This window comes from Methanomicrobia archaeon (assembly GCA_016930255.1).
GTDB lineage: Archaea > Halobacteriota > Syntropharchaeia > Alkanophagales > Methanospirareceae > JACGMN01.
In genome coordinates, this window is sequence record JAFGHB010000001.1 from 1 (window position 1) to 11,592 (window position 11,592).

The window sequence follows — 11,592 nt, forward strand, 5'->3', positions numbered from 1 at the left end:
CAATCCCGATTCAAACATATCTGGTCATTTGAAGTTGCTCCAGCCATGGAGTAAGTTATTAGATCGGGTACTTATAACGGTCATGGTTTATGGGACATTACCAAAAGTTTGGTTCTTAACTATAAAATCGGGTAAACCCCTAGCAGTTGGTTAGGCTTAAAGTTGTATAATAATTTTAGAGGATTTTGAAAAACCCTCACTGAGGGTATTTATTAATGTTATATACACTACCGCATATAATTATATATCATGAAAAATTTTGTTGAACTTGGTTTGAATGAGGCGTACAAGCGGGTGGAGCGGCTTGGAGATCGGCTAGCGGAGATAGAATCGATGGTAGATTGGGAAGCGTTCCGCCCGATAGTGGGCGACATGTTCGATAACCGGAGTGAGCGGGGCGGCAGACCGAACATCGATGAAGTGGTAATGGTCAAGCTGCTCGTGCTCCAGTAATGGCACGGGCTCTCCGATCCCGAACTCGAGAAGCAGGCTGCGGATAAGCTCTCATTCCTGAAATGAAGTTTCTCGGATTCCCAAAGGATATCCCTGATTTTACGACCGTCTGGTATTTCAGAGAGCGGTTGGCGAAGACGGGAAGAGACCGAGCGATCTGGGCAGAGCTGCAGCGACAACTTGATGCGCTAGGTCTGAAGGTACGGCAAGGAGTCGTCCAGGATGCAACGTTTATTACCGCTGATCCGGGTCATGCAAAGGCTGATGCGCCACGCGGAGAGGATGCGGAGACGAGACGAAGCAAGGATGGCTCGTGGGCAAAGAAAGGCAGCAAGTCCTACTTTGGCTTTAAGCTCCACAGTAAACTGGATACCGACTTTGGCCTTATACGGGCGCTCGAAACGACTCCCGCGTCGGTTCACGACAGCCAGCTAGACCTCTCTAAGGAAGGCGAAGTCGTGTATCGAGATCGTGGTTATCAGGGCGTAACGCCCAAAGGGTACTCAGCAACGATGAAACGGGGCGCTCGCGATCATCCGCTTGGCATTATGGATAGATTGCGGAATTTGAGAATCAGCAAGAAGAGAGCGCCCGGCGAACGGCATATGCCGTGATAAAGCGGGTATTCAACGCCGGACACGTCATGGTTACCACGGTGCCACGAGTGCAGGTCAAGATGCTCTTTACCGCTTTTGGATTCAACCTCTATCAGTTACACACGCTCAGGAGGCAGGGAGTGGTCTAGCCGAGCGTGAGCTATCGACAAAAAACAGGAAAAGAAGGGAATTTAGCCCATTAGACGGCAAAAAAGCCGAAAAAGACGCGTTAACAACAGCACTAGGGGCAGAATGGTTTTGAAGGCTCTTAAAACCAGACGTTAATCAAAGTCCTCCTTATTTTACTAATCATATCCTCCCAAGTTTATATCTCTTTTTGAAAGCATAAACATGAATTATATGATTTGGTGTAGTCCATTTTATTATTTCTTCGCTAATGGGTCTGTAAAGTTTTCCGTCCATAAATTTATCCGCTACTGTAAATCCAAATCCGGTGAGCAGCCCTCCAATCCCACCAATGGGTAAAGTAACAAGAGTACCAATAGCAGCAATTCCCAAAGAAATTTCATAGTTAGCAAAATTATTCACTTTATTTCTAAATCTATCTGTTTCGCTCCATACATTCTCAAAAATTGTGGAAATTTCTTTTGATTTTTCGTTGATCATATCTACCTTCTCTTTATTAATTCCTTTATTTAGAGCAATCATGACCTTCCTTAGGTCATATAACCCATATTCATCGCTTAATTCGATTGCTCCATCTATATTTTTAGGAGCAATCAATTTTAACTTGTCATTTAAAAATTTTCCAACTTCTGATGGGAATTCGAACTTTTGATCTATGTTAACTCTCATTAATTGCTGTAGCACTTCTTAAGTCCTCTGCTCATTGATACAATTTCTCTGAGGGGGGATAGATACGATCTAATGATAAATCGAGATGCACATAGGAGTAAGGCAGCCTTTGAGGGATCTAAACTTAATTGAATTGCTATCTCTTCAGCTAGCTCATCATAGCCAAGTAGCTTTAATGCAGAGTAAGAGTTATAATACCACGCAACCAAAATTTTCTTAGTTAAAAAATTTTCTTTCTCTCTTTCACTAGTTAAAACAGAAAGCTCCCGGCTTAAAATTGTTATATTATCTAAACTGCTAAAAGTACCAATTTTATACCGTTCTAATAATAAACGTTCTAAAGGAGATGACGATTCTCCCCCCTCGTTTAACTCTTTTAATAGCCATTCAGAAAAACCGAAATCAGATAAATAAATAAATAAATTCTTCAGCCCACTCAAATACTTTTTTTATGATTCTCACTACCTAAAGGAACTGCACTAGACGGTGGTATTGATGGAATAATCTTAGGTGGTTGTAATTCTGTAAATATACCTTCAAAAAAATCCATGTTTTCATAACTGGTAGGTTCATCTCCAAGAACAAAATTTACTTTCCCTATTTTTGCTAGATCAATTAGACGATCTATATCGTCAACTCCGAAGCCATGAACTTTTTCAAATTCATCATGTTTTTCTATCGAGTGCAGTTCAATAATGGTAGTCCCGTAAAAGAGAATCTGATACCAAAGTTTCTCATAGCCCATTGATTCTGTGTAAGGTTCGTTAAGTTTTAAGCGATCTTTTGGAGGATATCTTTCATCCTTTCTAAATTTCCCCTCGTGTAACACTTTAAGAAAAATTTTTTGTTGCTCTTCTTCTTTTGCTTTATAATCTTCCAAAAATTCTTTCTTCATTTTTATAATCTTCTCAGTCACATACCCCGTACTTAAGTACAGGGTATGCCCTTAAGTATAAGTGTCTATGGCGTACACTAGCCGTTTATCACACACACATAAAAGCTTTTCGATTTTTTTTATTTTTGCTTTCCTCCAAAAAGTTTGTGATAAAGCGTTATGTACCCGGTTTTGTGCGCTCTCAGTTTTTCTTTTTCTCGTAACTATACCCCTTCTGCCCCAATATGTACTTCTCCACCACCTCCCCGCCATGCCCTACCTTCTTCGCTGCCACTTCGCCCATGCAATGACTTTTGCAGATAACCATAAGGACCGTCAAAATCATATAAAGGCTTTTCTATTTTTAAACATAAAGAAACTTCTGATACACAATCTACACTCTGCTAAGCATTAAATCAAACTTTTCCTAAAAGTTTGTCGAGATGAGCACCACACGGCTTATCTCTGATTCGTTCGCAATCTCATAGTTGTAGCCTAATTCCCTTAACGCATCTGCAATCTCACGCGCGAATTCCTTTACTTTCACGTGCGAGGGCATTGCGTCCCGACTCAGCCGTTTTCGCGAGTAGCCGATATGCATATACGCCTTCACCTCGATGAAGTCGGGATTGGCTCGCCCTAACAACTCCGCATAGCCTCCGGGGTTGATCATGTTAAGGCCGTCGATGCACGTGATTCTTACGGCTCTTCTCGTTTGCCCTTTCAGCTTTCGCAGCTCGTCCAGCGAATCTTTTATACGAGACCAGTACTGCGCGTGTGACGCCTGCCTGTACGTGGCTTCGTCCGGTGCATTTAAGGAGAGGTACAATTGAAACGGGCGAATTTCTCGTAACACTTCGGGATTCGTGCCGTTGGTCACCACAAACGTGGTCATGCCACGCGCGTGGAACTCCTGAATGAGCTCGTTCAAATACGGGTACAGGGTGGGCTCGCCGATGAGCGAAATAGCAGCATGCTTGGGAACCGCAGCCTCTGCAAATGCAGCCGTGCCAGTCCGGTCAGAGCCTTTGAACCCTGATATGAGCCTTTTTTGCTCTTTTAGGCACTCCTCTACGAGCTCCTCAGGCGGATCCCACACGATCGGTTCATGCTCGATTCCGATGGTAAACGCCTCGAGTGGACGCCAGCAATGAACACAGCGCTGATTGCAGAAGATCGACGGCGTCATCTGGATGCAGCGATGCGCACGAATGCCGTAGAATTTGCCTTTATAGCAATTGCCCTCACCGCGCAGTGATTTCCGCAGCCACAGGCACGTCTTCACCGCACTGTGCTTGTGCGCGCCTATGAAATGGTAGCCCTGCCGTTCCAGGACGTTTAGCGTCTCTTCAGTGTAATTCAACGTAGCCCTCGGTTCCATTCACACGCACCTCATCATCATTTCTTATCAGATCGCCGTCAATCGGGTCGATCTCCAGCGAGTCAACCACCGGTATCTCCGCGATAATCGCACCAACCGCAACTATTGTGCCCGCACTACGAGTAATCATGGCCAATGGGCTTTTACCATGCTTTTTTAGCTGATAAATCACGTACGAACCGACGGTAGAGCCCTTCCCGCCCGGAAAAATCAAAATACGATCCGTTATGCTTTCACCGTAAATATCAAGAGCTTTATCGACGATGATGCCCGTGACAGGGTCTACAGCGCCGAGGAAGGAGATCTTCTGTCGCGTAATCAATGCTTTTCCGGTCGCCGTTCCTTTCGAGATGCCCCTACCCTTTATTCTCGTCATCCATACTCCCCGCCAGTTCGGTCTACCATTCTGTACTTCGGAATCGCCGCCCGCTATCATCCCTTACATCTAGTATCTAATGAAGAAGTGGGGAATTTATAAGGATAAAACGGGTATTATTCTGTGAAGGCGATAGAAATGGAGGAGAGCGGAAAAGACTTAACGGAAAAAGAGAGAGAACAGCAAGCGGAAATACAATCGCTGCTCTTACAACTGCGACAATACCAAGCGCAGGCAGAACAAACGACGCAAGAGTTACTTTTCGTCCGGCAGGCGATAGCAGAGCATGATAAAGCGATAGAGACGATAACGCAGTTGAAGAAGATGAAAGCCGGGGACGAGTTGCTCGTACCTATAGGTGCAAACTCAACTATTTACGTTACACTCAGCAGCGTGGATAAAATAATCGTGCGGCTGGGTGGAGGAGTAAGTGCGGAACGAGATCCGGACTCCTCGGTCGCGTATCTTACGGAGAAGAAGAGTGAATTGGAGAATGCGCAGCGTGAAATGACTAACATGTTACAAAAGATTGAACAGGAAGCGCAGGGGTTACAGGCGCGATTGCAAGAGCTAGCAGTGTAATCGATCACGCGTGCGCGAGCAGAGAAAAGATCGGCGTGATCGTAGCCAGAGCGATAACGAGGCGGACAGAACGAAAAGCGGTAACGAACGAGTAAAAGAGAAAAATGTTTGACCGGCTGAGGAAGAAGTTTAGCGAATTTCGCGAGACCGTCGTGGAGAAGGTAAAGGAGAAGAGCACGAGCGAGGAGGTAGCGATAGCGGAGAAGGCCAAGGAGAAAGCGACGCCGAACGGTGAACCTATACCGGAAGGTAAACCAGCGCCAGCAGGCATACGAGAGACGCTCAAGGAGAAAGGGAAGGCACTATTGGACCGGGAGACGATTTTAGATGAGAAGGACCTGGAAGAGCCCTTGGAAGGGTTGGAGATCGCGTTATTGGAGAGCGATATCGCCTTATCGGTCGCTGAAGAGATCATTGCCGGCGTGAAGCACGAATTGGTAGGCGAGCACAAGAAATGGCGAGAGAACACCGAGGGATTGGTGAAAGACGCGATCAGGAATGCGTTGTTAAACGTCTTCTCCGCGGGTGGCACGCTGGATTTTGACGAATTCGTAGCAAAGAGCAAGAAGCCGGTAAATATCGTCTTCATCGGTGTGAATGGCACGGGCAAGACCACGAGCATAGCAAAGGTGGCGAAGAAATTGCTCGATGCTGGTTATTCGATAGTAATTGCCTCTGCAGATACGTACCGGGCCGGAGCGACGGAACAGATAGAGACGCACGCATCGAATTTAGGCATAAAGGTAATCAAGCATCAATACGGCGCTGATCCCGCAGCGGTCGTCTACGATGCGATGAACTACGCGAAAGCGAACGGGAAAGACGTGGTTCTTGCGGATACCGCGGGACGAATGCACACGTCCGTGGATCTTATGGAACAGTTGAAGAAGATCTGCCGCGTGACCAAGCCGGATCTGGTAATCTTCGTGGACGAAGCGGTCGCCGGTAACGACGCGGTAGAACGCGCGAAGAAATTTGACGACGCGGTAGGCATAGATGCGGGCATCTTAACCAAGGTAGATGTGGATGCGAAAGGCGGAGCAGCGATTTCCATCGCGCATTCGACCTCGAAACCCATTTTATTCCTGGGCATCGGTCAGGAATATGACGATTTAAGAAAGTTTGATGCTGAATGGCTTGTTGATAGATTAATGGGTGAAAATTAAACTAAACTAAGCTGAAGTAAAGTGAACTGAAGTGAACTGAATCGAACAGATAAAGAAAGAGCGGGAATAAGAAAGAAAGAGGTGAGAGAAAATGATTCCAGAAGAATATAAGAGCACACTTTTGCGCTTGGCGGACTCAGATGATGATATGAAGACTCTGCTGGGGCTATTTCACATGGTGAAAGGTTATACGACGGAAGAAACGCTTGTAAAGAACTTCACGGCAATGACCGGGAGGGACTGCAAGGAGTTATTGAAAGAGCTGAGGAGAAAAGGGATTGTAAAGATGGGGACGTATCGCGAATTTATGTGCCTGTCGGGCTACGAGGAGTTCTTTGATGAGATCACAAGCGGCTATGCACCGCAGCCCGGGGATTTAGTGAAGTATTTCGAGAACGCCGTAGAGATGGGAGACAAAGCGTCGCTGAAACTGATAGATTTAATCCTGAAAATAGGCAGATACGGCATTAAAGGGTTCGCGGAGTACGAGCTTGTAAGAGATGACATGTCCGAAGCGTTTTCGCCTGAGGTCTTCCATTCCCTCGAAGAGGACTTAATCAAGAAGCGGTTGTGCATATATGGAAAAAAGCGTGACGAAGAATTCCTGGATTTGTACCAGAGTGACGCGGTATTAACGAGTGTGAAGGAGCGGTTGATCGCGGAGGGGGAGAAGAGACTGGTGGAATCGCCGTTGCTCAAGACGCTGGAGGAAGAGCTAGAGAATCTTGTAACGACTGCGCAAAGTAGTATAAGGGAATGGCGCACAAAAATGGCTGAGAGCGCGGGTATGTCAGAGGCGAACATAGAACAAGCGGCGGGCTATTTCAGCGGCTTCACCGTGGACGATACCTCTCGGTTTATTACGGGTAATGCGCTTATAGGGAACGACAGACTTTACCTAGTGATTACCGATCGCTTATCGCGGTATGATGTGCGGGAATGGCGGGATAACCCAGTCGTTTTTATAACCGAGGAGATACCGAAATGGGTGTGGAAGATCGAGGCGGTGTTCAAGGACGCCTATCCAAATTTATCAGATCGGAGGCTGGCGATATTAGCACCAAATCAGGCTGCGTACGCTAATTTCAAGCAGAATCTTCTTTCGGAACTCGCGAACCGATTAGGTGTTGCTGAAATAAGGGAACTCTCAACGGCAAGATCGGCACCCACCACGGTGCGTAAACCCAGAAGCGCCGCCAAGGCGAAGGGAGAGGAGTTTGTTTACTGATCTATTTCCGCAGCATCGACATTCGTCCGGATGGTGCTTCACTTCACCGTAACTTCTTGTTATCCGCTCGATAATCGTCTAATGTCCGTCGCTGCGCGGTGCCATCAGGGAACACGGTAATCCAGCCCCTTGTTACCTCTACTTGCCGTTCTCGCACGCAGCTCTTGCCGATAACCGGACTCTTCAGATACGTCGCAACGATCGAGTATGCACGTTCGATCTCCTCAGGATATGGGTTGCGAGAGATCTTCTCGTGGCTTAGCTCCGCTCTGAACCGATTGATCCGGTAATCTATCTCCGCTTCATCCTCTAATCCTGTCAGAAACTGAGCTATATTCTCTATCTCGCAGTCGTCCACGATTCCGGGTATGAATACGGTATTCACCACGAGCTTCACCTTGCCATACGCGTTTCGGATATTTTCCAATATTCGTTCATTGGAATAGCCCGTGTACCACAGATGCAGCGTTTCATCCCACGCCTTCAAGTCGAACATGACTTCTGCTACGCCAGCCTCGATGAGCTCCTGCAAGTACGCGTCGTCCAGGAAGTATCCATTCGTGTCAAGTACGATCCAGTTCACGAATTCTTTTAGCTGTAATACCAAATCTACGAGGTACTGCCGATCAAGCGTGGGCTCGCCACCGGTTATTACGACTTCTTCGAGTGACGTATCGCCGTAATGGTCCCGTGCTGCTTTTTTAACCAGATTGACGAGTTGCTCGACGGTCATCGGCTCGCCCACCGGGTCACGAGCGATACTGAAGCAGCCTTTGCACTTGAAGTTGCAGCCGGAGAGCGTGATCCACGCACGGGGCTTGAGCTCGGAGAGCGTGATAAAAGGGATATACCGACATCTGTCTCTCGTTTCTTTCATCGACCTCATTTTTACGCGGTAAATTAGCGCGAGTGCTCTTTAAGTAAGTAACCTATCTATTCGAGTCATTTAGTTAAAGAGTAGCGCTATCTTTAGAAAAGGTTTTAAAGGAGCGTTCTCGCCAATCTCATCATCATCCGGGGATTCTTCTTTATCAGCTCGAGCAGCAATGCTTTCGTGGTGAGCTCGTGAATTTTAATGCCCGCTAACGAATGCGCAAGCTTATTGATGTCGTCGTCAGAGAGCGTGCAGAAGAATTCTTTCGCTTTTAGGCCTATGTCCAGCCGTTTTCGGAACTCATTTCGCCACTGGGTGTCGTATTCCGCCAATCGCTTCTTTGACACGTCATTCTCCTGAACTGCTTTTGCAATGACCTCACCAGCCATTTCGCCCGCGTGCAGCGCGTATAATATGCCGCCGCCGGTTATCGGATTGACCTGCCATGCGGCATCACCGACCAACACAAGCCCGTCTGCTACGCTTTCACTAATCATGCCGCATACCGGCACGGCACCGTACATCTCAGCCAGTATCTTGCCGTTGGGGAACTTGCTGTGTACGAACGCCCTGAGATAATCAATCGCATGGTGCCCCTCACCGGACATATCGCCACCGATCCCCACACCGACATTAGCGCACTCCTCGCCTTTGGGGAATACCCATGCGTAGCCTTTGGGCGCAATCTCACTGCCCAGGAAGAATTTCGAATAATCGTTGTCGATGCTTGTATCGCACATGAGGAACTCAGCACAGACGTCGATGTCCGAGGGGCGCAACTTCGTGTTAATACCGCCCCATCGACCAACCTTCGATTCCACACCGTCTGCGCCAACCACTACCCGTGCATGAATGCGTTTTGTCTCACCTTTGACCAAGGACCGGACAGAAACGCCCGTGGCATAGCCATCTTCCTTAATAAGGCCGTAAGCTTCCGTCCGTACGCGCACCTCGGCACCGGCACGTGCCGCTTCGCTTGCGAGGAACTTGTCGAAAATCCGACGTTCGAGCACGTAGCCCACTTCCTCCATCTTCTCGCCTGCCATCTCCACTTTCGTGCCGTCGGGTGCGTAGATATATGCACCTTTTACCTCAGCGCTGATCCATTTCTTATTTGGCGTAACGAACTGCTCGAGCTCTTTACTCGCGCCCTCTGCGCATTTCACCGGCACGCCGATCTCCTGGTTCCGATCGAGTAAAAGGACATCCAAGCCATGCTCAGCGGCTTTCCGCGCCGTTACGCTACCTGCAGGGCCTGCCCCTACGACAACAACGTCGTACCTCTCCTCGTTCATTTCGTCGGTAATCTCCACTCACTTTACGTTACGCTGAGACCGCGCAGTCTCATCAACAAAGAAGTTATAACCCGCGAATGATATAAATAAATAGCTTCGCGGATTTATAGATAGATAAGCAATGAGCGGGTTAAGACCAGAAGAGCGTTTTGAAATCGATGAGTTTAGCTGTTACTGGGACGTGGATGCGGAGACGTTCAAAGCAGGGATACTGGAGCGGGCGAACATCTTAATTGCCGGCTTTCCGCCCATGGGGAATCTCATACCGTATCACCTCAAGGAGCTTTTAACTGATTCGGAGAAGGTCGTGAGCTTTTATTCCTATGACTTCCCGCCAATGGCAGAAGCGCGAGACGAGGAATTCGAGATACCGCATGACGAACTCTGGTATAGTGCGGCAAAGCGTTTGTTCTGTTATGTCGGCAAATATCCCGAGATCGAGTACATCCCGAAGTCGGCGTACAAGCAGGCGGAGGGTGTGGCGCAGCTCGCACGAACACTTAACGTGCAGGAGTTATATACCCTGGGAGTCATTCTCCCGTCGCAAGAGCCGTTTCGGAAAGCTAACGAGGAAGTAGAGGCATATATAGGCTGTTTCGAAGGTTCGAAGAAGGAGCTGCCCGAGAACCTGCGGAAGATGACGCGGCAGAACGTAGGGCGATACACCATTATCCGCAAGACCGGGCTGCTTCCGGGGTTTGCGTCGAAGCTCGGGATTGAGAGCTATTCGATTCTGGGTGTGGGCAGCTATCCCGAGGATTTGCGAGCGTGTGCACGCGCGCTGCGAGCGTTTAAGCAACTGTCAGGAGTGAAGATAGAGGATACCGCGAAGATCGAGGAGATGCTGAAGAAGAGCGCGGAATCCTTTGAAGCGCGAATTCGGGAGCAGCAGAAGAAAGCGGCGTATCGGGGCGAGGGCGTCGGCGCGGAACCGAACGAATACATGTACGGGTAAACGAAGCTACAAAATCCGTGCAGAAAAATCGTTTTTGAAAAAACTCACGAAAAGGTAATATCACACCCTCGCTGTCTAACCTGCTACTCAAAGCGAAAGTATTTTTAGATATGTTGTGGATATATAGCAGCATAGGGAACTATGTTGGAATTACTAGATGCGATTAATCAGACGCATGCTGCTTGCAATGGGGAGTCTATCAAATACTGCGAAACTGTATAGCAAGAGAGATAATCAAAGGGAAAGAAGGTACGAAAAACTCTGAGCGCTTTCTCTAATCCTACCATCATTGGAAGCCACTTCTACTTCCATGCCAGCAGTTCTTAAAATAAAAAGCCAACCTAGCAGGTTTAAATCGCCTAGTTCTTTGTTTGAGTTTGGGATAAGCACTCCCTGTTTCAGCGACATTCTTGTGTCTTCAGTACTACTGAATTCATACGGATAAAAACCAGCCATCGCAGTATCGATTTTGATAATACATATGCCAAATTCTTCCGTCACACTCGTCCCGCTGCCAAAAATACGAATGGGCTTTTCCCAATCTGCGGTACTGGGCTCATACAAATCCGGTAATACCACATCGAGTTTATATTCCAAAGAAAAATTGGATTCTTTGTTCACACTTTCCACCGTGGCACTTGTAATAATATCTCGTGTAGCTGTAGGGGAGGAGTAGCTAATGGTGTTCCGAAAATTGTCAAGATCGAAAGTGCTCGAAGAGATGTTGGAATTAGGGTCGCTCGAAGAGTTGTGTCTTTTGGAGACACGTTGTTGTCTAATAAGCGTATTTTGTGAGTGCCGGAAAGAGACAGATCAATAATCGCTTCCCCCGCTTCAGGATCTAAATGCCAACGTGACTTAGACATCCTAATTATACATTATATTTAGAGTATAAAAAGCTTTGCTTTAGTTAAGTAAACCAAAAAAGGTTACACATCGATGTATTCGTTTTTATGAGTCCTCTTTTCTTTCTTTTTCTGTAAAGGAGGATTAAGA

12 protein-coding genes and 1 pseudogene are annotated in these 11,592 nt (G+C 47.4%); 5 read left to right on the forward strand and 8 right to left on the reverse strand.

Translation table 11 applies throughout. The annotated features are described in order from the left end of the window. Positions 1 to 249: 249 nt before the first annotated feature. Positions 250 to 1,198: pseudogene (locus tag JW878_00005) on the forward strand (IS5 family transposase). A gap of 160 nt (positions 1,199 to 1,358) precedes the next feature. Here JW878_00005 and JW878_00010 read toward each other — a convergent pair. The 5 genes from JW878_00010 to JW878_00030 all read right to left on the reverse strand — a co-directional run bounded on the left by JW878_00010 (position 1,359) and on the right by JW878_00030 (position 4,556). Continuing rightward, a complete protein-coding gene (locus tag JW878_00010) occupies positions 1,359 to 1,865 on the reverse strand; it encodes a hypothetical protein (GenBank protein ID MBN1761451.1) in 507 nt (168 codons plus the stop codon). Beyond that, complete coding sequence (locus JW878_00015) at positions 1,865 to 2,305, reverse strand: hypothetical protein (GenBank protein ID MBN1761452.1); 441 nt, start codon at positions 2,303 to 2,305, stop codon at positions 1,865 to 1,867. The genes JW878_00010 and JW878_00015 overlap by 1 nt, the downstream gene beginning before the upstream one ends. Then, a complete protein-coding gene (locus JW878_00020; GenBank protein ID MBN1761453.1) occupies positions 2,302 to 2,760 on the reverse strand; it encodes a hypothetical protein in 459 nt (152 codons plus the stop codon). Before JW878_00020 ends, JW878_00015 begins: the two co-directional genes overlap by 4 nt. A 406-nt stretch (positions 2,761 to 3,166) precedes the next feature. Then, positions 3,167 to 4,120 (reverse strand): 4-demethylwyosine synthase TYW1, encoded by a 954-nt coding sequence (locus JW878_00025; GenBank protein MBN1761454.1) that lies wholly within the window; start codon positions 4,118 to 4,120, stop codon positions 3,167 to 3,169. After that, positions 4,089 to 4,556, reverse strand: a complete 468-nt coding sequence (locus JW878_00030) for a DUF126 domain-containing protein (GenBank protein ID MBN1761455.1) — start codon at positions 4,554 to 4,556, stop codon at positions 4,089 to 4,091. The genes JW878_00025 and JW878_00030 overlap by 32 nt, the downstream gene beginning before the upstream one ends. Positions 4,557 to 4,619: 63 nt before the next feature. Here JW878_00030 and JW878_00035 point away from each other — a divergent pair, with 63 nt between their 5' ends. From JW878_00035 to JW878_00045, 3 genes are all read left to right on the forward strand, one after another. Next, the gene (locus JW878_00035) at positions 4,620 to 5,078 is read left to right on the forward strand and encodes a prefoldin subunit alpha (protein ID MBN1761456.1); all 459 of its coding nucleotides are present in this window, start codon (positions 4,620 to 4,622) and stop codon (positions 5,076 to 5,078) included. Between the two features lie 104 nt (positions 5,079 to 5,182). Then, positions 5,183 to 6,244, forward strand: coding sequence for a signal recognition particle-docking protein FtsY (ftsY, locus tag JW878_00040; protein ID MBN1761457.1), 1,062 nt, complete (start codon positions 5,183 to 5,185; stop codon positions 6,242 to 6,244). Positions 6,245 to 6,335: 91 nt separating this feature from the next. Beyond that, positions 6,336 to 7,472 (forward strand): hypothetical protein, encoded by a 1,137-nt coding sequence (locus JW878_00045; protein MBN1761458.1) that lies wholly within the window; start codon positions 6,336 to 6,338, stop codon positions 7,470 to 7,472. A gap of 43 nt (positions 7,473 to 7,515) precedes the next feature. Here the strand turns inward: JW878_00045 and JW878_00050 are convergent, their stop codons facing one another. Continuing rightward, positions 7,516 to 8,349, reverse strand: coding sequence for a radical SAM protein (locus JW878_00050; protein MBN1761459.1), 834 nt, complete (start codon positions 8,347 to 8,349; stop codon positions 7,516 to 7,518). Positions 8,350 to 8,453: 104 nt separating this feature from the next. Continuing rightward, complete coding sequence (locus JW878_00055) at positions 8,454 to 9,641, reverse strand: NAD(P)/FAD-dependent oxidoreductase (GenBank protein MBN1761460.1); 1,188 nt, start codon at positions 9,639 to 9,641, stop codon at positions 8,454 to 8,456. Between the two features lie 121 nt (positions 9,642 to 9,762). Between JW878_00055 and JW878_00060 the strand changes: the two genes are divergently transcribed. Further along, the gene (locus JW878_00060) at positions 9,763 to 10,596 is read left to right on the forward strand and encodes a PAC2 family protein (GenBank protein MBN1761461.1); all 834 of its coding nucleotides are present in this window, start codon (positions 9,763 to 9,765) and stop codon (positions 10,594 to 10,596) included. 234 nt (positions 10,597 to 10,830) lie between these two features. Here JW878_00060 and JW878_00065 read toward each other — a convergent pair whose 3' ends face one another. Continuing rightward, positions 10,831 to 11,217 (reverse strand): hypothetical protein, encoded by a 387-nt coding sequence (locus JW878_00065; protein ID MBN1761462.1) that lies wholly within the window; start codon positions 11,215 to 11,217, stop codon positions 10,831 to 10,833. Positions 11,218 to 11,592: the final 375 nt, after the last annotated feature.

Bases quoted from the DNA above. Each gene is read 5' to 3' on its own strand.
- JW878_00010 (MBN1761451.1), bottom strand. From the start codon at position 1,865: ATGAGAGTTAACATAGATCAAAAGTTCGAATTCCCATCAGAAGTTGGA.
- JW878_00050 (MBN1761459.1), bottom strand. From the start codon at position 8,349: ATGAAAGAAACGAGAGACAGATGTCGGTATATCCCTTTTATCACGCTC.
- JW878_00045 (MBN1761458.1), top strand. From the start codon at position 6,336: ATGATTCCAGAAGAATATAAGAGCACACTTTTGCGCTTGGCGGACTCA.
- JW878_00020 (MBN1761453.1), bottom strand. From the start codon at position 2,760: ATGAAGAAAGAATTTTTGGAAGATTATAAAGCAAAAGAAGAAGAGCAA.
- JW878_00060 (MBN1761461.1), top strand. From the start codon at position 9,763: ATGAGCGGGTTAAGACCAGAAGAGCGTTTTGAAATCGATGAGTTTAGC.
- JW878_00025 (MBN1761454.1), bottom strand. From the start codon at position 4,120: ATGGAACCGAGGGCTACGTTGAATTACACTGAAGAGACGCTAAACGTC.
- JW878_00055 (MBN1761460.1), bottom strand. From the start codon at position 9,641: ATGAACGAGGAGAGGTACGACGTTGTTGTCGTAGGGGCAGGCCCTGCA.
- ftsY (MBN1761457.1), top strand. From the start codon at position 5,183: ATGTTTGACCGGCTGAGGAAGAAGTTTAGCGAATTTCGCGAGACCGTC.
- JW878_00030 (MBN1761455.1), bottom strand. From the start codon at position 4,556: ATGATAGCGGGCGGCGATTCCGAAGTACAGAATGGTAGACCGAACTGG.